General features: G+C 59.2%; 23 protein-coding genes. 12 read left to right on the top strand and 11 right to left on the bottom strand.

Annotated elements, in window-relative coordinates; genetic code table 11:
• Window positions 1-20 precede the first annotated feature (20 nt).
• From DRW39_RS13430 to DRW39_RS13395, 8 genes are all read left to right on the top strand, one after another.
• Entirely contained in the window at window positions 21-1,217 is a 1,197-nt protein-coding gene (locus DRW39_RS13430) for a sensor histidine kinase (protein ID WP_198664885.1), read from the top strand.
• 128 nt (window positions 1,218-1,345) lie between these two features.
• Window positions 1,346-3,028 (top strand): mechanosensitive ion channel family protein, encoded by a 1,683-nt coding sequence (locus DRW39_RS13425; protein ID WP_198664884.1) that lies wholly within the window; start codon window positions 1,346-1,348, stop codon window positions 3,026-3,028.
• A gap of 191 nt (window positions 3,029-3,219) precedes the next feature.
• Window positions 3,220-3,660, top strand: a complete 441-nt coding sequence (gene rplM, locus DRW39_RS13420) for a 50S ribosomal protein L13 (RefSeq protein WP_116107565.1) — start codon at window positions 3,220-3,222, stop codon at window positions 3,658-3,660.
• Window positions 3,661-3,667: 7 nt separating this feature from the next.
• On the top strand, window positions 3,668-4,057 hold the full coding sequence (gene rpsI / locus DRW39_RS13415) for a 30S ribosomal protein S9 (RefSeq protein ID WP_116107564.1): 390 nt from the start codon (window positions 3,668-3,670) through the stop codon (window positions 4,055-4,057).
• A 107-nt stretch (window positions 4,058-4,164) separates the two neighbouring features.
• Window positions 4,165-4,914, top strand: a complete 750-nt coding sequence (gene rpsB, locus DRW39_RS13410; protein WP_116107563.1) for a 30S ribosomal protein S2 — start codon at window positions 4,165-4,167, stop codon at window positions 4,912-4,914.
• 124 nt (window positions 4,915-5,038) lie between these two features.
• The gene (tsf, locus tag DRW39_RS13405; protein ID WP_116107562.1) at window positions 5,039-5,869 is read left to right on the top strand and encodes a translation elongation factor Ts; all 831 of its coding nucleotides are present in this window, start codon (window positions 5,039-5,041) and stop codon (window positions 5,867-5,869) included.
• 99 nt (window positions 5,870-5,968) lie between these two features.
• The gene (locus DRW39_RS13400) at window positions 5,969-6,184 is read left to right on the top strand and encodes a heavy-metal-associated domain-containing protein (protein WP_116107561.1); all 216 of its coding nucleotides are present in this window, start codon (window positions 5,969-5,971) and stop codon (window positions 6,182-6,184) included.
• A 9-nt stretch (window positions 6,185-6,193) separates the two neighbouring features.
• Window positions 6,194-7,093 (top strand): 1-aminocyclopropane-1-carboxylate deaminase/D-cysteine desulfhydrase, encoded by a 900-nt coding sequence (locus DRW39_RS13395; RefSeq protein ID WP_116107560.1) that lies wholly within the window; start codon window positions 6,194-6,196, stop codon window positions 7,091-7,093.
• Here the strand turns inward: DRW39_RS13395 and DRW39_RS13390 are convergent.
• The 3 genes from DRW39_RS13390 to DRW39_RS13380 all read right to left on the bottom strand — a co-directional run bounded on the left by DRW39_RS13390 (window position 7,090) and on the right by DRW39_RS13380 (window position 9,824).
• Window positions 7,090-7,947 carry a glycosyltransferase family 2 protein gene (locus DRW39_RS13390; protein ID WP_116107559.1) on the bottom strand — a complete coding sequence of 286 codons (858 nt, stop codon included), beginning with the start codon at window positions 7,945-7,947 and terminating at the stop codon, window positions 7,090-7,092. The two genes, DRW39_RS13395 and DRW39_RS13390, sit on opposite strands and share 4 nt — an antisense overlap.
• A gap of 77 nt (window positions 7,948-8,024) precedes the next feature.
• The gene (locus tag DRW39_RS13385) at window positions 8,025-8,999 is read right to left on the bottom strand and encodes a polyprenyl synthetase family protein (protein ID WP_116107558.1); all 975 of its coding nucleotides are present in this window, start codon (window positions 8,997-8,999) and stop codon (window positions 8,025-8,027) included.
• A 15-nt stretch (window positions 9,000-9,014) separates the two neighbouring features.
• A complete protein-coding gene (locus DRW39_RS13380; protein ID WP_116107557.1) occupies window positions 9,015-9,824 on the bottom strand; it encodes an SdiA-regulated domain-containing protein in 810 nt (269 codons plus the stop codon).
• Between the two features lie 136 nt (window positions 9,825-9,960).
• On the opposite strand from DRW39_RS13380, the gene pdeM reads away from it, so the two are divergent.
• Window positions 9,961-10,611 carry a ligase-associated DNA damage response endonuclease PdeM gene (gene pdeM / locus DRW39_RS13375; RefSeq protein ID WP_116107556.1) on the top strand — a complete coding sequence of 217 codons (651 nt, stop codon included), beginning with the start codon at window positions 9,961-9,963 and terminating at the stop codon, window positions 10,609-10,611.
• 112 nt (window positions 10,612-10,723) lie between these two features.
• Here the strand turns inward: pdeM and DRW39_RS13370 are convergent, their stop codons facing one another.
• From DRW39_RS13370 to DRW39_RS13350, 5 genes are all read right to left on the bottom strand, one after another.
• The gene (locus DRW39_RS13370; protein WP_116107555.1) at window positions 10,724-11,266 is read right to left on the bottom strand and encodes a hypothetical protein; all 543 of its coding nucleotides are present in this window, start codon (window positions 11,264-11,266) and stop codon (window positions 10,724-10,726) included.
• A 226-nt stretch (window positions 11,267-11,492) separates the two neighbouring features.
• Window positions 11,493-11,930, bottom strand: coding sequence for a hypothetical protein (locus DRW39_RS13365; protein ID WP_116107554.1), 438 nt, complete (start codon window positions 11,928-11,930; stop codon window positions 11,493-11,495).
• A gap of 117 nt (window positions 11,931-12,047) precedes the next feature.
• Entirely contained in the window at window positions 12,048-14,576 is a 2,529-nt protein-coding gene (locus DRW39_RS13360; protein WP_116107553.1) for a hypothetical protein, read from the bottom strand.
• Window positions 14,577-14,726: 150 nt separating this feature from the next.
• Complete coding sequence (locus tag DRW39_RS13355) at window positions 14,727-15,068, bottom strand: hypothetical protein (RefSeq protein ID WP_116107552.1); 342 nt, start codon at window positions 15,066-15,068, stop codon at window positions 14,727-14,729.
• 20 nt (window positions 15,069-15,088) lie between these two features.
• Window positions 15,089-15,976 carry an SDR family oxidoreductase gene (locus DRW39_RS13350; RefSeq protein ID WP_116107551.1) on the bottom strand — a complete coding sequence of 296 codons (888 nt, stop codon included), beginning with the start codon at window positions 15,974-15,976 and terminating at the stop codon, window positions 15,089-15,091.
• A 138-nt stretch (window positions 15,977-16,114) separates the two neighbouring features.
• On the opposite strand from DRW39_RS13350, the gene DRW39_RS13345 reads away from it, so the two are divergent.
• On the top strand, window positions 16,115-16,477 hold the full coding sequence (locus DRW39_RS13345) for a winged helix-turn-helix transcriptional regulator (protein WP_116107550.1): 363 nt from the start codon (window positions 16,115-16,117) through the stop codon (window positions 16,475-16,477).
• Here DRW39_RS13345 and DRW39_RS13340 read toward each other — a convergent pair.
• Both DRW39_RS13340 and DRW39_RS13335 read right to left on the bottom strand, forming a co-directional pair.
• Window positions 16,474-17,154 carry a haloacid dehalogenase type II gene (locus DRW39_RS13340; protein ID WP_116107549.1) on the bottom strand — a complete coding sequence of 227 codons (681 nt, stop codon included), beginning with the start codon at window positions 17,152-17,154 and terminating at the stop codon, window positions 16,474-16,476. The two genes, DRW39_RS13345 and DRW39_RS13340, sit on opposite strands and share 4 nt — an antisense overlap.
• Window positions 17,151-18,032: an alpha/beta fold hydrolase gene (locus DRW39_RS13335; RefSeq protein WP_116107548.1), complete on the bottom strand. Its 882-nt coding sequence runs from the start codon at window positions 18,030-18,032 to the stop codon at window positions 17,151-17,153. Before DRW39_RS13335 ends, DRW39_RS13340 begins: the two co-directional genes overlap by 4 nt.
• Before the next feature lie 111 nt (window positions 18,033-18,143).
• Between DRW39_RS13335 and DRW39_RS13330 the strand changes: the two genes are divergently transcribed.
• Entirely contained in the window at window positions 18,144-18,725 is a 582-nt protein-coding gene (locus DRW39_RS13330; protein WP_198664883.1) for a Crp/Fnr family transcriptional regulator, read from the top strand.
• A 78-nt stretch (window positions 18,726-18,803) separates the two neighbouring features.
• Window positions 18,804-19,190, top strand: a complete 387-nt coding sequence (locus DRW39_RS13325; RefSeq protein ID WP_116107547.1) for a VOC family protein — start codon at window positions 18,804-18,806, stop codon at window positions 19,188-19,190.
• Here DRW39_RS13325 and DRW39_RS13320 read toward each other — a convergent pair.
• The gene (locus DRW39_RS13320) at window positions 19,187-19,642 is read right to left on the bottom strand and encodes a MarR family winged helix-turn-helix transcriptional regulator (protein ID WP_116107546.1); all 456 of its coding nucleotides are present in this window, start codon (window positions 19,640-19,642) and stop codon (window positions 19,187-19,189) included. The two genes, DRW39_RS13325 and DRW39_RS13320, sit on opposite strands and share 4 nt — an antisense overlap.
• Window position 19,643: the final 1 nt, after the last annotated feature.

Here is a 19,643-nt window from a genome sequence, read left to right as displayed (position 1 = left end):
AATTGTTCTAACTTGTGCAAGTGATTTACCCAGAGAACGAACAGGAGCGGTTAGAAGAATTGCGCCGGTACAATATTCTGGATACCCTGCCAGATGAAGACTTTGACGACCTGACGAGTCTGGCCAGTCAAATTTGCGGTGCTAAAGTCTCCCTGATCAGCCTGATCGATAAAGATCGGCAGTGGTTTAAATCCCAGTTTGGCTGGGATTTGGGCGTGGACGAAACCAGCCGGGACGTAGCCTTCTGTTCCCACACCATTCTCCAGCCCGACCAACCCCTGGTCGTTCAGGATGCCCGTTCGGACGAGCGATTCCGGAGTAATCCGCTGGTTCTGGATGATCCCAACATTGTCTTCTACGCCGGAATGCCCCTGGTCACCCAGCGTGGATATGCTCTGGGAAGCTTGTGCGTTATCGATCACGAACCCCATCAGCTGGACGAACTACAGCTGTCGGCCCTGAGAAAACTGGCCCGCCAGGCCGTACGGCTATTCGAGTTGCGCCGCGCCGTGGACCGCGGGAATAAGCTCTTGCGGGAACGCGAATCGGCCTACAAACTGCTGACCGATTTTAGCCACGTCATTGCGCACGACCTGAAGGCGCCCGTGCGAAACATCCGGCAGGCCGGTGAATTGCTTCGGGAAGATTACCATGACCTTCTGCCCGAGGATGGCATGTCGCTGGTTAAGATGATCGAGCGGCGGGCCACGGATGCCACCTACATGATTGAAGGCGTACTAACCTACAGTAAGGCGGCGCATACCCTAAAGGTATCTTTCGAGGAGGTGAATCTTCGCGATACCATTGAGCGGGCGGTCCGGCACATCCAAATAGCCGATACCTGCGCGGTGGAATATCTGGGTACGGTAGAAGTATTACAAAGCTCTTCGATCGCCCTGTTGCAGATCTTCCAGAATCTGATCGGTAACGCTATTCGATTCAATGACAAGAAGGAATGCCGCGTAGAGATCTCCGGGGAGTTTGATAAGGACAGCGGTTATACGTTTCACGTCCGGGATAACGGGCGTGGTATTCCGGCGCACCATCTGGATGCGATCTTCCGGCTTTTCCATACCGCCCTGGATGCTGAAGACATCCTCCAGGGGCACGGCGTCGGCCTGAGTATCGTCAAGCGCCTGGTCGAGGCGCTGGGCGGAGCGATCTCGGTAAGCTCCGAGATTGGGGTCGGGTCGACCTTCACGTTCACGATCCCCTAAGGCTTAAGGGACGATAGGCCCCTGATAGCGAACTTATTGGACGAATAACGGCCGGATCAGCAAGCCGGATAAACATCCTTCCCCGCTCCACGTAGATTAGCATGCGTCCACTTTTCTACTTACTCCTTATGCTTCCCGTCCTGCTCTCCGCCCAGCGTGGAACGGGCGATACCTTGCCTACCAAGGATTCCGTGGTGGCGGGGCAGTCTGCGCGTTCACCCGATACGCTGGCCCTGGGGGGATACAACGAGGCGTACTACCAGCTCGAACGGCTAAATGACGACCTTCCCGAGCGGCCGACCCGCATCAACCTGCGTACGCCGCAGGCCGCACTCGAGCATTTTATCCTGTCGTGCCGGGAGGGCGACTTTGCCGCGGCGGCCTACGTGCTAAACTTAAACCTGTTGCCGCAGGGCGTTCAGCAGGAGCAGGCAGCCATCCTGGCCGAAAAGTTATACTACGTCATGACCCAGCGCGTGTCGCTGGCCTGGGACGATCTGCCGGACCGGGCCGACGCGCAGGTCAACGTAGCCGGAGCAGGTAAGCAGGCGGTTGCCGGGCAGCCCCGACGCCTCCTCTCCTTTGGTCGGCTCGGGCTGGGTGACCGGGATATTCCCCTCAATTTGCAGCGGGTACGGGTAGGCGAGCGGGCACCGATCTGGGTGATCGCGGCGCCTACGGTAGAGAACATCGAAGCGCTGTACGCCGAATTCGGTCCTACCTGGCTGGACCGCAACGTGCCCGAATGGGCGGACAAGGTGGTGCTGGGCATTTCGCTCTGGAAAGTACTGGCGGTCGTGCTACTTGCTTTCCTGTGCTATCTGCTGTTTATACTGATCAAGACCATCACGCACCGGCTGCTCAACCGGAGCGACAGCGAATGGCTGACCGATCTGAGCGATCACGTGGCGACGCCTACCGCCCTGGCGCTGTCGATATTCATCTTCTACCTCTGCATGAATAACCTGCTCAGCATAGCGGGGGGCTGGTCGCCGTACTTGTATGCCTTACTGTTAGTGGTCGTGGTCGGTACCGTGACCTGGCTCGTGATGCGCATTATTGATTACGTCATGGAGCGGCTGACCGAAACGCAGGTGGAGGACGTCAGCGACGAGGATAATATGGAAAGCCGGCGGACGCTGACCACCATCAGCGTGGCCCGGCGGGTGATCACATTTGTGGTGATCGTCGTCGGCATCGGCGTCATTACCAGCCAGTTTCCTTCCCTGCAGAACCTGGGGGTGAGCCTGCTGGCGTCCGCCGGTCTGGCCACCATTCTACTGGGTATCGCCGCCCAACCTACGCTGGGTAACATTATGGCCGGATTGCAGATCGCCATTACCAAACCCGCCCGGATCGGGGATAGCGTGATCTTCGAAGGGGAGTACGGCACCGTCGAGGAAATTCGCTTCACTTACCTGGTTATCAAAACCTGGGACGCCCGCCGACTGATCATTCCCCTCAAATACTTCATCACTAATCCCTTCCAGAACTGGAGCATGAACGATCCGCATATGCTCAAGCCCATTGTGCTGCACGCCGACTTTCGGACCGATGTCGACCGTGTCCGCGACAAGTTCGCTGCATTGCTAAAGGATCATGAGCTGTACGACGGGGAAAGCGAGCCTACGGTACAGGTGGTCGACAGCGATAACGTGGCCATGGAAATACGGTGTTTGGTGTCCGCACGTGACTCCAGCAGTGCCTGGCAGTTGCACTGTGATTTACGGGAAGCGATGATCCGTTATTTGGCCGAAGCGGCGGACGGCCGCGCATTACCCCGGGAGCGCGAGGAAAAAGTGGCCGAATAGTAGCCGATTATGGTTCCGTGCGAAATTCGGACTGTTTTTCAGTGACTTATACGGGTGCGTGATGAAAATTAAGTGTCGATATGCTTGTTAATCGCCGGGGATAAACTTACCTTTGCGTCCGCTTTCGTAATCGCGTCTCCACCGGGGCGGTGTTGCGGGTGCGATAAATCAGTTAAAATCAAGTATTTCCAGTGAATACCTTATCCTACAAGACGCAGTCGGCTAACGCCAGTACCGTGGAGCGGAAGTGGCACGTGATCGACGCCGAAGGCGAGATCGTCGGTCGTCTGGCCACGAAGATTGCGCGCGTACTGCGCGGCAAGCACAAGCCCGACTTCACCCCCCACTTCGACAACGGCGACCACGTCGTGGTAATCAATGCCGACAAAGTCCGTTTCACGGGCCAGAAGTTCAACAAGAAAGTTTACCTGCGCCACACCGGTTACCCCGGCGGCCAGCGGGCGGCAACGCCCCGCCAGATCATGGACCGGAAGCCGGAAATCGTCCTGGAACACGCCGTCCGCGGCATGATGCCCAAGACCAAACTCGGCCGCGCTCAGTACAAGAAACTGCACGTGTACAACGGCCCCGAGCATCCCCACACCGCACAGCAACCCCAGGAACTGAAGTAGAAGTACAATGGAACAAATTAATGCAATTGGCCGTCGCAAGGCCGCCGTCGCCCGTGTCTACCTCATGCAGGGGAAGGGTAATATCACCGTTAACGGAAAGGATTACAAGAACTACTTCCCCCAGACGCACGTCCAGGGCAAGATCGTTCAGCCCTTCCGCGTCATCGAGGTGGATAACAGCATCTACGACCTGAAGGTCAATGTAGACGGTGGTGGCTATAAAGGCCAGGCCGAAGCCATCCGGATGGCGATTAGCCGCGCGCTGGTGAAGTTGAACGAAGACTTCCGCAGCCCGCTAAAGAGCAACAAGCTGCTAACCCGCGACGCCCGCGTTGTAGAACGTAAGAAGTACGGTAAGCCCAAAGCCCGTAAGAGCTTCCAGTTCAGCAAGCGCTAACCAGCAACCAGCGCCTAGCAACTAGCAACCAGCGCCTAGCAACCAGCGCCCAACAGTAATTCAAAAATCCCCGGTTGGCTCGCCCTGCCGGACACCAATAAAAAACAATGGCTAAGCCCACCCATCAGCAGCTCCTGGAGGCCGGCGTTCACTTCGGTCACCTGCGCCGGAAGTGGAACCCCAAGATGTCGCCCTATATCTTCACCGAGAAGAACGGCATCCACCTCATCGACCTGAACCGCACTCTGGAGAACCTCGATCGCGCCGGAAACGCGATGCGTCAGATCGCCCGTGCCGGTAAGAAGATCCTCTTCGTCGCCACCAAGAAGCAGGCCCGCGACATCGTCACCGCCGCCGCCAAGGAAGTCAATATGCCTTACGTTACCGACCGGTGGCAGGGCGGTATGCTGACCAACTTCAACACCATCCGTCGCTCCATCCGCAAGATGCAGAACATCGAGCGCATGCTCAACGACGGTACCCTGGACAGTGTAACCAAGAAGGAGCGGCTCACCCTTACCCGGGAGCACGACAAGATGAACAAGGTACTGGGCGGTATCGCTGATATGCAGCGTATCCCCAACGCCATCTTCGTCGTCGACATCGTACACGAACACCTTGCCATCGCCGAAGCTAAGAAGCTCGGTATGCGCACCTTCGGTATCGTTGACACCAATGCGGACCCCACCAGTGTCGACTACGCCATCCCCGGCAACGACGACGCCAGCAAGGCCGTCGGTGTAATCATCAACTACCTGATCGAGTGCATTAAGGAAGGTCTCTCCGAGCGCAGCGAGGAGAAGGACGCCAAGGAGAGCGCCGGTGAGGAAACCGAAGCCGCAGCCACCGCGGAATAGGTTTTAGTACGGTAGTACGGCAGGGGGTAGTACGGTAGGTTAGACCACCGTACTACCCCTTCGGCTGAGCCCATGGCTACTGGCTACCGTACCAATCAATTTAATAGACAAAAAAAGGTATAAAATGGCGATCAGCGCTAAAGACGTAAAGAAACTACGGGACATGACCGGTTCCGGCATGATGGATTGTAAAAAGGCCCTGGCGGAAGCCGATGGCGATTTTGACAAGGCCATCGAGATCCTGCGCAAGCGCGGGGAAAAGGTTGCCGCCAAGCGGGGCGACCGCGAAGCCAACGAGGGAGTCGTTATCGCCCAGGTGAGCGACAACAATGATTACGGCGTGATCGTACGCCTGAGCAGCGAAACCGACTTCGTCGCTAAGAACGACGATTTCGTAGCCTTCGCACAGAAAATTGCCGATATCGCACTTGCCCAGCGCCCCGCTGACGTGGACGCCCTTCGTGCACTCAAGATGGAGGGTGACCTGACCATCGGTGACAAGGTGACCGAGATGGTCGGCAAGATCAACGAAAAGATCAACGTCACCGCCTACGAGCAGCTCGAAGCGCCGCTGGTAGCTCCTTATATCCACAGCGGTTACCGTGCGGGTGTACTGGTAGCCCTGAACAAGAACGATGAGCAGGCCTTCGATGCCGGTCGTGACGTAGCCATGCAGGTTGCGGCCATGAAGCCCGTTGCCGTAAATAAGGACGGCATTGATGAGGCAACCATCAACCAGGAACTTGACATCGCCAAGGACCTCGCCCGCCAGGAGGGTAAGCCCGAAGCTATGCTGGACAAAATCGCCCAGGGTCGCCTCAATAAGTTCTTCAAGGAGAACACCCTGGAGAACCAGGCTTTCGTGAAGAGCGACAAGCAATCGGTGGCACAGTACCTCGACAGCGTCGAGAAAGGTCTTAAGGTTACCGACTTCAAGCACGTTGCGCTTGGATAAGGTGAATGTAAAATAAACTTTACAGGGGTCGACTTCCGTTAGGGGAGTCGACCCTTTTTTATATTGCTATTGTTGTGTGATCGATAAATACAGCTATACATGACTGCCACTTTGAAATCCTACCAAACCAATATCAACTGCGGTAGCTGCGTACGTAGCATCTCTCCCTTTCTCGATGAGTTGGACGGCGTTACGATCTGGCGGGTTGACGTTGAGGATGACCGCAAGGTGCTTACCGTAGAGGGCACCGCCTCCGACGCCGAGATCATCCAAGTGGTGGAAGAAGCCGGCTACCAGATTCAGCCCCTGAACTAGGCCGGCTCGTTGTTAGCCCCCAGTCCGCTGCAACCCCTGACCCATCCGCTGGCCCACGCCGCGGGGGTCCGTCTGTACTGCAAGCGCGACGATCTATACGCTTTTGATGCAGGTAGCCCGCTACAGGGTAACAAGGTTCGCAAGCTCTGGCCCTACTTGTCGGACCCCGCTTCCTTGCGCGGCCGTCGGGTGGTCAGTTTCGGAGGAGCGTTCAGCAACCATCTCGCCGCCCTGGCCACCGCCGGCTTGCGATTTGGATTCGCTACCCGATTCATCGTTCGTGGCGAACCGGTAAGTAATCCGGTCCTGGACTACCTACGCGCTGCCGGGAGTGAGCTGCACTTCGTAAGTCGCTCCGAGTACCGACGCCGCCACGATGAAGACTACCTGCGGGGCCTCGCCATTGATACCAGCGACATTCTTATTCCAGAGGGAGGAAGTACGACCGCTTCCCTGGGAGCCGTCGGGAAGCCTTTCACGGAAACCGTGGATCAGCTCGGGGAGGTGCCCACCTATTTCTGTCTTAGTGCCGGCACGGGCTGTACGGCCGCGGGCATCGTGGATGCCGCTTCCGATTACGGGTCGGAAATCGAAGTGTACCCCGCGCTGAAGGGAGACTGGATGCTAGGGGAGATTGCCGCCTGGCTTGAGCGACCTTCGGAGGATATTCTTGTCCGAATGATCTACGACTACACTTACGGCGGATACGCCAAATTCCCCCCACACTGGCGACTGAATACGCCCGACGGGTGCCTGGCCAAGCGGGCGGACATCGGTATTGCCGGTCTGCCGCCGCTGGAACCCGTCTATACCGCCAAATTATTTGCGGGCGTCATGGACCGGATCGCTAAAGGTGTTTATGCGCCGGGTTCCACGCTCGTGATCCTCCACACCGGTGGTATCTACTAACCGTAGGGGGATTCGCTGCGAACCGTGTCAATGGTCTCTTCATCGGCCGATTGTAGTAAGCGGATGGAGTCCTTGTCCCAGGCGATGTAACCCCCTTCCTCGAATTTTCGCAGCCAGCCCTCCATGGGCCACATTCGCCATTTCCGGTAAAAGTGATTCGCGTTGATTACGATGTCTTCCAGGTGATTAAAGGGGGGAGAGTACGACGGGTGATACTGGTGGTAGGCCCGCGCGCCGCAGGCGAACAGCGGAACACCGGCTTTTCTGGCGGAGAAGGAAAAATCCGTGTCCTCTCCGCCGTATCCAACGTACGATTCGTCGAAGCCGCCTAAACGGGCGAATTCCGTACTACGCAGGGCAAAAGTCAGGGACCAGAAGAGCGGATAGGCGAGCGGAATGATGTCCTTATCGGCCGGTATCTCCGGGCGCCTCGGGTGAATGATGGCATCCGCGGCGAGGGATTCGAAGGTCCAGCTATCCAAAGCACTTCCCTTCGGCAGGTACCGGACGTCGCCCATGACGATCCCCTTTGTACGCTCTACGGCCGGAATCAGCTGGGCCAGGTAGTCGGGGTGAGGGATGCAGTCTACGTCCAGAAAAGCCAGAAATTCCCCACTGGCCAGGGCTGCGGCGCGGTTGCGGGCTGCGGCGAGGGGTAGGGGGTGATCTTCGTCGATGTGGCGGTGGAGGTAGAGTTTGCACCCCGGGTCGGGGAGCTGCTCGGGTACCTCCTCGTTCATAAATATGATGACGACCTCAGCGGGTTTCCGGCTCTGGTCGGCGACACCACGTAGTAGGTTGTGTAATTGTCGACGCCTTCCCTTTACGATGGAAAGCAAGCTTATCTCTGACATGAACGTTGGTTAACCGGGGACCGAAATCTACCCGATTAAAGGCGGCGCTAACCGCCAAGGTTCGCGGTCACCAATCACTAGTGTGTCCGGTCGACCACGAAGTTTACGAGTTGCTCCAGACCGGTGCGGGCCTCGGAGGGCGGGAGCTGGCGGAGGAGTTCGAATGCCTCGTCGCGGTACCGGTGCATGGCTGCTTCGGCATAGGTAATTCCCTCGCTGTTGCGGACGAACTGGAGCACCTCCTGGACCCGCTTCGGGTCGGTACTGTATTTTTTAATACTCCGGATCATGCGTCGGCGATCGGAGCGGCTGGCCTGGTTGAGCGCGTGGATAAGGGGAAGGGTCATCTTCTTCTCCTTAATGTCGATGCCCAGTGGTTTGCCGATCTCTTCTTCTCCGAAGTCAAACAGGTCGTCGCGTATCTGAAAGGCGATACCGATCTTTTCCCCGAAGGCGTGCATAAGGTTGATCGTGTCATCGTCCTCGTTGGCGGAGGCGGCACCGGCCGCGCAGGAGGCGGCGATCAGGCTGGCGGTCTTTTGGCGGATCACCTCGAAGTAGATGGCTTCGTCGATGTCGAGGCGCCGGGCCTTTTCAATCTGCAGCAGCTCACCTTCCGCCAGCGCCTGCACCGCGTTGGAGCTGATCTCCAGGGTGCGGTACTGCTTGTTTTCCAGGGCGATGGAGAGTCCCCGCGCCAGGAAATAATCGCCGACCAGTACGGCGATCTTGTTTTTCCACAGGGCATTGATGCTGAAAAACCCGCGCCGCTCGTAGCTTTCGTCTACGACGTCGTCGTGGACCAGGCTGGCGGTGTGTACGAGTTCAATTAGGCTGGCGGCGGTGTAGGTGTCGTCGTTGATGCCCCCGCAGGCGGCCGCGCTGAAGAAGGTGAACATCGGGCGCATTTGCTTTCCCTTGCGCCGGACGATGTAGTAGGTGATGCGATCCATCAGCGGAACGGGCGAACGGAGCGTCTCGCGAAACCTCTTCTCGAAGGTATCCAGTTCCTGGGCGATGGGTCGCTTTATCTGGTCGAGGCCGTTGGCCATCCGGAGGGGGTGCAGCTAGTTAGGCGACAAAGGTAGCCTATAAATTCTGCCCGGTTTACCATCCCTGGCTTCCGAACTGATGTACATCGTCCCGTCTTTATCGAAACAGATTCCTTCCGGCTGGGGGAAGTGCTTCCGGGGCAGGTTGATCAGCATATCGATCTCCCCCTCCGTCGACACGACGGCGAGTTGTTTTCCCACGCTGCTGGTCAGGTATAGATCACCGCTCTGGGGGTGAATCGCCAGCCCGGAAGGGGAAAACTTGTTGTAGCGGGGAAAGGTGAAAGCAGGTTCCTTAGCCAGTTGTGACGTAGCCAGGTCGAAGGAAAAGACGTAGCGGTTCTCCTTCGGCATACCGTTGCCGGGGGGATCTTTCTTACAGGCCAGCAACAAGCGTTCGTTGGAGGCATCGTAGTAAAGGCCTTCCACGTCATAGTCCTGGTCGAGCCAGGTCTTATGCCGCGTCACCTCCTGGTCCGGCTGGCCCGCAGCGGTGACCTGGTACAGATGACCGTCGCTCTTGGCTACCCAAATGTCTTCCCCGACCAGGGCTACGCCTTCGTAATCCCCGTCGTCACCGAATAGGATGCGCTCCTTGATCGACCCGTCGACGGTACTCACCCGAAAGATGATGCCGTTCTCGTCCTGGATCGCCAGGAGGTCGTCGCCGTCCAGCGTAAGGCCGCTGATTTCTTCCAGCTCGTCGGGAAGTTCGACGAGCAGTTCCGGGCTTTGCACCTGATAGGTGAACTGGCCGAAGGCGGGCGGCGGGGCGCAGGTATAGAGCAGGCCGGCAAGGAGGTACGTATATAGGTAAAATCGCATCAGAAGAAAAAGGTATCCCCACGGGCTATGGTTCACTGGAAAGTCCACCGATCGCGCTATGCCCGTAGCCGACTTTCCCCAAGCTTTTGTTTGAATTTTGGCTCCGCTGACCGAACACGCGGTACATTTGCCGCCGATGGAATCCGTATTCGTTGCCGGTGAAAAATTGCTGCTTCACCCCGACCGCGCCGCCTTCTGGCTGGCCCGGAAAATGCTGCTGTTGGCTGATCTGCACCTGGGAAAGGGGGCGCACTTCCGGCGGGCGGGCATTGCCGTCCCACCGCTCGTCAGCAATGTCAATTTTGCCCGCCTGGAAGGGCTGATTGAAACCTTCAGTCCTGAGCGTATCCTGCTCCTGGGCGATCTCTTCCACAGCGATCACAACCACGTTTGGGGGGCGTTTTGCGATTTTACGGCTTCCCACCCCTCGATCCGCTTCGAACTCGTACCCGGCAACCACGACGTATTGCCCCCACACTGTTACGACGAGGCGCGGCTCGTTTACCATCCCGAGATCATTGTGGAAGGCCCCTTCAGTCTGAGTCACCATCCGCTGGAAGAAGAGCAGCGGCTACCCGGGAAGTATAACCTCTGCGGCCACGTCCACCCCTGCGTCAAGCTGCTGGACCGTAGCGGCCGCGGCATGAAGCTTCCCAGCTTTTACTTCGGTCAGCATGAAGGCATCCTGCCCGCCTTCGGAGAGTTTACCGGCTGCGCGGAGGTCAAGGTCCGCCCCGGCGATCAGGTATTCGTACTGGCGGAGGATAACGTGCTGGCGGTGGGGTAGGCCCCCGGTCCGCCGAGCGCTAGCTCGTCTGCCCGGGGGCAATCGCGTTAGGGATGTGTTTGTACTGGACCCGTGGGCGGACGAACTCCGCTCCGCTACGTTCGGCAGACCACTAGCGGAAGCGCAGGGAGACTTGCCGGCCGTCCAGTGTATCGGGGGCATCGTCGAAGAGCAGGATGGTGTAGGCCAGTCCGCGGCCTTCCCGGTAGAGCGCAATCAGCTGGGCCTGTTCCTTGTTGCTGAAGCTGCGTTTGGGGCGGAAGGTGTACATACGCCCCCAGTCGGCATTATAAATGGCCATTTCCTCGGTGCCGAAGCTGTGGACGGCGGTGACGGCATCCTCGTCGTTACTGCCCAGGTTCATGGCGAGGGTCGTGGCGGCCAGGTGGGGCAGCCCGTAATAGCGATCGCCCTTTTGCTCGGGCACGAGATGGAAGCGGATCTCCAGCTTTTCCCGTCTTGACGACATGGTGTAGTGATCCTCCAGCCACCGGTTTTCGTCACGCAGGGTTTTCTCCCGGTAATCGCTGTCCAGTGGCGCGTTGAAGCGCATATCCAGGCTATCCAGTCGCGCCAGAAAGTCGGGAGGTAAATCCATCTGAGCGAAAAGGGAGGAGCCGGAATGCAACAGGAGGAAAAAGAGGATCGGCTTCATTGGCTATCAACCGTTTAGGGCCGCAATATACCACCTGAAATTGCCCGCGGGAAGCCAGTCACGGCTTGGCGTCGGGTGTACGACCTCCATGGGGAGGTCAGGGTGGCGGAGCTCCAGCTCCGCCAAAGCGTTTGCTGCGTGTGCACTACACCGTCGCGAGAAGAATCTTGCCTGCCTGACGAATACAGCCAGGCGAGTCATCCCCGGAGGTGGAGCTCCGGGACCCTTACTCCGTTTCCACGCTCACCGTAGCCGCGCCACAGTAAACGTCCGTTTCCTTGAAGGTGAAAACGACGGTATAGACGCCAGAGGCCCGGCAGCGGTAGTTGAACTGCTCGCGGTAGCCCGTGTGGTCGTAGGAGGAGGCCACTTCGTTCTTTTTGTTGTTGATCACGGCAGCTACGACGCCTTCGGCGCCGCCGTCGGAACCGGTAGCCAGCTGGAAATAATAATTAGTGTCCTTGCGGAGATTGACCTTGACTTCCACTTCCTTCTTCTCCCCGTTCTTGCCGTCCAGGTGAAAGCTCTTGAGGAGTCGCTGCCCCTCCGGAATTTTGGAAGCGCTGTGTTGCTGGTAGGCGCTGAAGTTGCACTGGGCGGTGAGGGGGGTACTGGTGGCCAGCGTAAAGCAGAGGGCCAGGCAGCAGGTAATCAGGATTCGCATATCGGATGTATGGGCGGTAATTGGAATTGTCACCCCCCATAACCGCTGCCGGGGCGGAAAATTGCCGCATCCGTCTACCTTAAAGGCCGTCTGGCAGCCCCAAGCACCCGATCAGGATCAATCGTAGCGTAATGCTACCCGGTTGATCATGGTGGTCGATCCACCGTTGTACAGCACACCGAAGCCACCCGCCCGCGTAGGCTCGATCGCCGCCCGAAGGTCCAGGCGGTCGTGTACATCCCCGGGGTAATCTTCCGACCCGTAGTCGGCGGTGGTGCTGCCACGGACCCGCAGTTCCGTGCCGCGCACCTCCATATTCAGGGTGAAGGGCGAGCGAAAGGAGCTGATAGCCACCGGCTCGGTGAGCGGGATGACCTCAGCCTCTTCGTAGCGGACGAGGTAGCACTCCACGGCATTTCCGTAGCGGGTGCCCCGCATGATCCGTAGTCCGACTCCGTTCTGCTCCGTCGGATCGTACTTCACCAGGATGTCCATATACAGCGGAGCTACGCTGAAACCCTGTCCCGCGGTCTTATGTGGCGAGAGGGACAAAGAGACCCGCATATTACCGTGCGTGTCCCCGACTGGCGTATAACTCAGCGCGGCCGTCCGCCCGGTCTGGATCAGTCCCGTTTGCCCCGCCGATCCGCCGGTCCCCGCGCCGTACGTCCACGCGTCCCCCGGTTCGACCGGTGCTTTCATATCCGGTACGCGCAGGGGAGCAAACCGCCAGAAACCCGGCATAACCAGGGGTTGATTTTCTACCGCGACGTGCCGGAAGTCGGTCACGACGTCCGGGGTAGCACCCCTAATCTGGCCCTCCGTAATCGGTGCGGGCAGCATGGCGTATCGGGGGTTGCCCGATGCACTCCGCTCGTGCCGTGGTGCTACCTCGGACAAAAGGTAGTAACCCACGTCGCCCGAGCTGAGGGGGTAGCTGCGCAGCGGTCCGTCCATGCGGCTGACCGCTACCGGTATGGCCTCCTCACAGGCTTGGGTGGGACAACGGTACCAGCTCACTGATGACGCATCGCGGTAGGACGAGGCGTCCAGTTCGTTCGCGACCGTCACCACTCCGCTATCGGTGACGGATAAACGCGGTGCGGAAGCAAAGGCCGGCGCGGGCAGGGTCTCTGGCTTAACCAAAAGCTCAACCGCCGCCTCCAGCCCCGAACTCGCCGTGGCGGTCACCACCACCGAAGCCGGATGATCGGTTTCGTTCCGGGGAAACACACGGCACGACTGACCGTCATCACCCGGGATCACCCTCACCAGGTTGACCACGCTATCCGGCACGGACCAGCTTACCGTCTGCCGTTCCGCCGGGTAATTGCCGAAGCGCAGGAAGGTCACCGCCAGCTCGGTGCTGTCGGCGCCTGTTTCGAGCTCCGTCCGCTCGGCTGTGATGTTGAGCTGTACCGGTAGGGAAGTCAGGTCCTCGCCGCGGCGGGATTCCAGCCGCCGAATTCGGGGTTCCAGGTGGTCGGGATCCCAGTTGTCGTCGCCGCGCAGCAGGTTGTAGGTATTGTAGAGGATAGAATTACCGGTTTCGATCCGGTAGGCGTCGAGCAATCGTTCCCCGTCCAGGTGCACGGTATTCTCGGGGTTTTGCGCGCCGATGGTGAATGGTTTCCCGTTCCAGCGCACGTCGTACTGGTAGTTCTTTGTGGCGGCGGGTGGCGTGTCCCGCCAGTTGACGCTCCGCATCGAGGGGGAGGTGAAGCGGGTATCCACTACCGTCAGCTGCCCGTTCGCTTTGGTGAAGTACTGCTCTCCGCCGGTGTAGGAGGTGATATCGCAGTTCAGCAGGACGGCCCCGGTACCGCGTGTATGGTACCAGGGTTTGGAGCTGAAGAAAACGAAGGTACTGTTCAGGTAGACGGCGGTGCCGGACAGGGCGTCGTCCGTAGATTCGAAGTGGCAGCGGTCGAACAGCGTGCGTTTGCCGCCCACGAAGGGGCACAGATTCAGGCGGCTGACGAAGCGCACGTTGCGCGCCACGATCTTATCGCCGTTACAGTGGATGAGCTGCGCCTGTACGATGGCCTCCGCTCTTTTTTTGCGGCGGAGCGCAGGTAGAAGCGGATACTCGAGGTCAACATTGCAATAATTCCCGAACGTCACGTTCTCCGCCGCGGTGCCCTCCCCGTCGAAGCGAAACATCGTGAAGTTGCCCTTCGCGCCGATCGTCTGTCCGCGATTACTGGCGAGTACGACGTTCCGCGGGTCCTTGTTCAACCCCTGAAACCGCAGCCATTCGCACTTGATCTCCAGGCCATAGGGGGTATTGCCGCCCGGCGGGGGGACCCGTATTTCGGGGTCGTCGGGATCGTCTATCCAGTACACGTAGGGGGCCAGGTACAGCACCATCGGGTCGGTCTCCGTGCCGTCGTTCACCACCTCGGCGGCGTCGTTTACCGAGCGAAATACATAGGGCCGGTCGGCTACCTCCTCCCCGGTAAACCGTCCGTCGATGAAGAAGGCACGGGGACCAAGCATCACGGTATCGCCTCCATACACGATCCGGTCGCCGGTGAAGGCGATGGGGTCCGACGGATCCAGGGAGACGTATACCTCGGCCTGGGCGCATAGATCGTTCAGCACGCCGCACAGGAACAAGGAAAATAGCAACCGGTAGTAAAACATAAACCGAAATTACCCCGATTTGCTGAACAGCCGGAAAACTGGCCTACCGCAAGCGGGTATTCGGAAGCCGCTTGCAATGAATGAATTTGGCCAAAGGCAACACGATAGCAAAAGTGTTTTTATCCTGCGCCCCGCCGCCCAAACGGGATGTCAAAGGGCGCCCCGCAATCGTTCCACCAGCAGGTTGGTGATGCGGCGGTTGATGGAGCTTTCGTTGTCGAGGTAATAGGCCATTTCCGGCTCGTTGAAGTGGCCGATGGTCATGCCGAAGAGCAGGCCGCGCAGGCGGTTGTCCCGGGTCACCAGTTCCTTCACCTTCTCGAAGCGCTGGGCCGCCGGCACGGAACTCAATCGGACCTTTCGCTTCTCGAGATAGTGCTGCATCACCGCTACCAATCGGTCGTGCAGCTGCTTCAGGATGGGGCGCAGCGTATCGTTCTGAAAGGCCTCGTCCGGGGAATCGGTGGGCTGGGTGTTGATCTCGGGTCGCATGGGTAAGGTTTAAACGGTGTTCAGGCGTAGGTCGCGCGGAAGAAGTCGCGCAGGGACTGCGTTTTCCGGCCGAGTACCTGCTCCAGCTCGTCGGTGGTGCCGGCAAATTCGCCCTCCGCGATGCCCGTGCTGAAGACGTCCGTCATCCAGATCGCGTCGTCTGGAACGCCGTGGTCCTGCATCGTTTTGCGGAATTCCTCGCGCCCGGGGGCAACGTATTGTATGTCCTCTTTTAGGATGTCGCCTAGCATATCCGCCACCTCACTAAAGGTAACGCGCTCGCTCCCGTTGAATTCCAGCGTCCGGTTGCGGTAGGGGGCGGGATCGGTCAAAATAACGGCCGCCGCCTTGGCCAGATCTTCGCGGGGGGCCAGGGCGACGCGACCTTCCCCCGCGGGCAGGTAAACGGTTTTGGATTGTAAAAGCTGGTCGCGGCTACCCATGAAAAGGGGAGTCACCTCGGCGTAGAGATTGTGGCGCAGAATGGTATAGGCTATACCCGATTCCTTGATCCAGTCTTCCGTCTGTTTGTGGGCGTCGACGATAGGGTGGAGCACCGTGTCGGGGCCCTCCGTCTTGCGGACGCTGCTGGTGTAGAGAATATGCCGGACGCCGGCTTTCTTGGCGGCTTCCACTACGTTCTCGTGCTGCGACAGTCGGTTTTCGACGTCGCTCGACGAAACGAAGTAAAGCACCTCGATCTCCGCGAATGCCCGTTCGAGTTCGGCGGGATTGCCGTAGTCGCCGATGCGCACGTCCAGCCCGCGCTCGTGGAAGCCATTGGTGGTTTCACCGTCGGGATGCCGGCTGAGTACCGCGATGGAAGCGGGGTCATTGTCCTTTGGGAGATAGTTGATGACGCTGCCGCCGAGGTGGCCGGTCGCGCCGGTGAGGAGTGTCTTTTGCATGGTAAATATTTTGGTTGCTTAAAGTGTGTTACTTACTTTTGGTAAGTCAAAGCTAGGGGAGATTGTTGCGCAGGACAAGTAGGTACGTCGGAATCCGTTGCGCACCCCCGCGTAAGTACTGCTGAAAATCAGCGCATTATGGAACAAGATAATTTCGTCGATCTGGCAAATGCCGCTGACTGTCCGGTCCGGAACGTGCTCGATCGCTTCGGGGATAAGTGGTCGACCCTCATTCTGTTGGTTCTCCAGGATCGAGGCACGCTGCGCTTCGGCGCCATCCACCGCGCCATTGGTACCATCTCGCAGAAGATGCTCACGGTGAGCCTCAAGAAGTTGGAAGCGGACGGCCTCGTGAAGCGGGTCGTATTTCCGGAGGTGCCTCCGCGGGTGGAGTATTCACTGACGGAACGGGGGAGCAGCCTCGTCCCGCTGTTGCAGCAGCTTGTCGAATGGGCGAAGGAAAATATGGACGATATCCGCGCCGACCGGGCTACGGCTTAGCGGTCTGTCAGCACATCGGCTAGCTCGGCGAGGTCCTTGACCGTGTAGTGAGCGGGGTCAGCTAGTGGAAAGGTTACGTGCCCCGGCCGTTGTACGAAGGCGGTGCGCAGGCCGGCCCAGCCCGCCCCGGCGACGTCCCATCCGTGGGCGGCCACCAGCAGGCAGTTTTCGGGAGCTATCCCCACCTGTTCGGCAGCCCAGGCGTACACCTCCCGGTGGGGCTTGAATTTTTGCACGCCGTCGACGCTCAGCCGGGCGGCGAAGTAGTCTTTGAGACCGGAATTTTTCATCTGGTCTTCCAGGGCATCGGCGGCGGAATTCGTCAGGGTGTAGAGGGCGAAGCCGGCCGCACGTAGCCGTTGCAGGGCGTCGGCTACTTCCGGGTGGGGCGGTAGGGAGCGGACCGGCTTCACCGCCGCTTCGGCTTCTTCCTCGCTTAGCGACATCCCGTTCTTCTCGGCGACCATTTGCAGGGCGGCGGCGGCGATCGTACCGAAACCGGCGTAGCGGTCGCCGACGGTCATCACCAGCGAGTACTGGAGCAGGGTCGTGAACCAGAGGGGGACCAGTTCCGTCCGGCCGCCTAAAGCTTTCGCCACGGAATCCTTAACCGGTTGCATGTCCAGCAGGGTCTCGTTGACGTCGAAGAAGATGGCCTTGGGGGCAACGGAAATCATGGGCGGAACGATTTGGCGATGTCAATGATGCGTTGGGCGATAGCCGGTGCCTGTTCTTCCTGCAGGAAGTGTTTGGCCGGCAATCGGTGGACATGACGGAGCCCCGCCACCTGTTTGATTTCTTCCCCGTAGCGTTCGTAGGTCAGGCCCGGATCCTGGTCGCCCCAGATGGCCTGCACTGGGTAGGAGACATCCTGCACGGCCCGGTAACAGCGATCGCGGAAGGCTTCCGTCTGGGTGAAGCTGCGCATGATCTTTAGGAAGGCGGAACCCTTGTCGGTCAGTTTGAGCAAGTCGATGTAGGCGTTCATCTCCTCCAGGGGGATTCCCTCCGTATCGGTCACGCACATTTTACGGAAAACGATCGGCCAGGTGGCGTGGGCCATGGCGGCCAGTTCCGTCTCACCGACTATGGGGATAGCGAAGGGCCGCATCGGCAGCGGCTTCTCGAAATGGACGACGTCGATCATGGTATTGAGGATCGTCAGCGACCGTACCCGTTCGGCCTGATCGGTGGCCACGGCGAAGCCGACCGGGCCGCCGATGTCGTGGACCACCAGGTGGTAGCTGTCCAGCCCGAGGACATCCGTAGCCAGGGAGGCGAAGCGGGCCAGGCCGGTGAAACTGTAGTCGTAGGCCTCCGGGCGGTCGGTGAACCCCAGGCCGGGCAGGTCGAACGATATGCCGCGCATACCGCCGTCAGCCAGTTCGTCGATTACTTTGCGGTAGAGATAGGAGGAGGTGGGTACGCCGTGGAGGCAGACGACCGCTTCTCCCGTTCCTTTATCCAGAACGAAGGTATTAAGCTTGTCGACCTCAATAAAGCGGCCGGATGCCCGGTGGGCGTTTACTACGTCGACGGTCGTGCGGGTGGCCATGGGTGGAAGTTGGGGGTGTTACCGTATGTGGTAGGCTCGGCTGATTGTTCGGTGCGTTGCTTCCGGACCCGGGGGCAGCCGATTATCTTCACCTGCTCAATACTGTCTCCCTTGCTGCTCGATTTATTTCGTACCGTCTATGATTATCCCGGTCGCCGCGAAAGCGAATTACGCGAGATTGCCGCCGCCCACCGTCCGGTGCGGTTTGAGCGGGAGTCGTTCATTCTTCGGGAAGGGGAACGTGCCCATGCTTACTATCTCTTGGAAACCGGCCTGGTGCGCGCTTTCGTTTCCGACTATACCGGCCGGGAAATCACCACTGACTTCTTCCAGCCCGGGGAGGTGCTCATCGAGGTATCCTCCCTCTTTCAGCGCATCCCTACCCGGACCAACTTGCAGACCCTTACCGAGGTCAGCGGTTACGGCATCGATTTTGACGTCTTCCAGGAGCTTTTCCACCGCATCGAAGGATTTCGGGAGTGGGGGCGGGCGTGGATGTCCGGACAGCTCTTCCGGGAGCGGCAACGGCGCATCGATATGCTGACGCTCAGCGCCACGGACCGCTACCGCACCCTCGTGGATACCCAGCCCGAGGTGCTGGCGCAGGCACCGCTGAAGCACGTCGCCTCCTATTTAGGGGTCACGGACAGCTCCCTGAGCCGGATCCGAAAAGAAATCAGCCGGAAGGCGTAGAACTTGCCATAGGACAATTTTCCTGCGCCCCGCCGCCCCTACATTTGACGTATTGAATCACCCCAAAAGCCTGACTTTATGTCTGCACAAAATCCCGTCGTTTGGTTTGAAATTTACGTTGACGATATGGCCCGTGCGAGCCGATTCTACGAGCAAGTGCTGGAGGTCACCCTGGCGGATATGCCATCACCCACCGACGAACCAATGATCATGAAGAGCTTCCCGGGGGATATGGAGACCAAGGGCGCGGCCAGCGGCTCGCTCGTCAAAATGGACGGCTTTCCAGCCGGCGGTAGCGGTACCATCGTGTATTTTCACAGTACCGACTGCAGCGTGGAGCAGGGGCGCATTGCCGGAGCCGGTGGAAAAGTGCTGCAACCGAAAACCAGCCTCGGAGAGCACGGCTTTATGGTACTCGCGGAGGATACGGAGGGAAATACCTTCGGCATCCACTCGATGGCCTAGGCAGGGCCCCGCCCCAATCGGTCGATCAGGAGCCCGAGGGTGCGCCGGAACGCTTCGAGTTGTTCGGTGTCCGCCGCTTCACCGCCTACGGCCTCGACGATGCTGGCCGGGATGCAGTGTGCCCGTTCGCGCAGGTCCCGCCCCGCCGCGGTGAGCCGGACGATCACTTTACGTTCGTCCTCCGCCGAGCGTTCCCGCCGCAGCATCCCTTTCCGCTGCAGTCTTTTCAGCAGGGGCGTGAGCGTGTTCGTTTCCAGGTACAGGCGGTCACCTATCTCCGTAACCGTACGTCCGTCCCGTTCCCAGAGCAGCAGCAGCACGAGATACTGCGGGTAGGTCAGGTCCAGGTCCGCCAGGAGCGGGGCGTACAGCTTGGTCACCAGCCGGGAGGCGGCGTAGAGCGGGAAGCACAACTGGTTATCCAGCAGGAGGGCGGAGGCATCCTCGTTCATC

The sequence above is a fragment of the Lewinella sp. IMCC34191 genome, assembly GCF_003390935.1.
Lineage (GTDB): Bacteria > Bacteroidota > Bacteroidia > Chitinophagales > Saprospiraceae > Neolewinella.
The sequence above is the reverse complement of the archived record's forward strand: the minus strand, read 5'-3'. Positions and strand labels throughout refer to the sequence as shown.

What these genes read in the sequence shown, in the direction of transcription:
- DRW39_RS13380 (WP_116107557.1), bottom strand. Translation starts at nt 9,824, where the DNA reads ATGCGATTTTACCTATATACGTACCTCCTTGCCGGCCTGCTCTATACC.
- DRW39_RS13340 (WP_116107549.1), bottom strand. Translation starts at nt 17,154, where the DNA reads ATGATTTCCGTTGCCCCCAAGGCCATCTTCTTCGACGTCAACGAGACC.
- DRW39_RS13320 (WP_116107546.1), bottom strand. Translation starts at nt 19,642, where the DNA reads ATGAACGAGGATGCCTCCGCCCTCCTGCTGGATAACCAGTTGTGCTTC.
- DRW39_RS13425 (WP_198664884.1), top strand. Translation starts at nt 1,346, where the DNA reads ATGCTTCCCGTCCTGCTCTCCGCCCAGCGTGGAACGGGCGATACCTTG.
- DRW39_RS13385 (WP_116107558.1), bottom strand. Translation starts at nt 8,999, where the DNA reads ATGGCCAACGGCCTCGACCAGATAAAGCGACCCATCGCCCAGGAACTG.
- DRW39_RS13370 (WP_116107555.1), bottom strand. Translation starts at nt 11,266, where the DNA reads ATGAAGCCGATCCTCTTTTTCCTCCTGTTGCATTCCGGCTCCTCCCTT.
- DRW39_RS13355 (WP_116107552.1), bottom strand. Translation starts at nt 15,068, where the DNA reads ATGCGACCCGAGATCAACACCCAGCCCACCGATTCCCCGGACGAGGCC.
- DRW39_RS13325 (WP_116107547.1), top strand. Translation starts at nt 18,804, where the DNA reads ATGTCTGCACAAAATCCCGTCGTTTGGTTTGAAATTTACGTTGACGAT.
- DRW39_RS13400 (WP_116107561.1), top strand. Translation starts at nt 5,969, where the DNA reads ATGACTGCCACTTTGAAATCCTACCAAACCAATATCAACTGCGGTAGC.
- DRW39_RS13390 (WP_116107559.1), bottom strand. Translation starts at nt 7,947, where the DNA reads ATGTCAGAGATAAGCTTGCTTTCCATCGTAAAGGGAAGGCGTCGACAA.
- tsf (WP_116107562.1), top strand. Translation starts at nt 5,039, where the DNA reads ATGGCGATCAGCGCTAAAGACGTAAAGAAACTACGGGACATGACCGGT.
- DRW39_RS13360 (WP_116107553.1), bottom strand. Translation starts at nt 14,576, where the DNA reads ATGTTTTACTACCGGTTGCTATTTTCCTTGTTCCTGTGCGGCGTGCTG.
- pdeM (WP_116107556.1), top strand. Translation starts at nt 9,961, where the DNA reads ATGGAATCCGTATTCGTTGCCGGTGAAAAATTGCTGCTTCACCCCGAC.
- rpsI (WP_116107564.1), top strand. Translation starts at nt 3,668, where the DNA reads ATGGAACAAATTAATGCAATTGGCCGTCGCAAGGCCGCCGTCGCCCGT.
- DRW39_RS13365 (WP_116107554.1), bottom strand. Translation starts at nt 11,930, where the DNA reads ATGCGAATCCTGATTACCTGCTGCCTGGCCCTCTGCTTTACGCTGGCC.
- DRW39_RS13335 (WP_116107548.1), bottom strand. Translation starts at nt 18,032, where the DNA reads ATGGCCACCCGCACGACCGTCGACGTAGTAAACGCCCACCGGGCATCC.
- DRW39_RS13350 (WP_116107551.1), bottom strand. Translation starts at nt 15,976, where the DNA reads ATGCAAAAGACACTCCTCACCGGCGCGACCGGCCACCTCGGCGGCAGC.
- DRW39_RS13345 (WP_116107550.1), top strand. Translation starts at nt 16,115, where the DNA reads ATGGAACAAGATAATTTCGTCGATCTGGCAAATGCCGCTGACTGTCCG.
- rpsB (WP_116107563.1), top strand. Translation starts at nt 4,165, where the DNA reads ATGGCTAAGCCCACCCATCAGCAGCTCCTGGAGGCCGGCGTTCACTTC.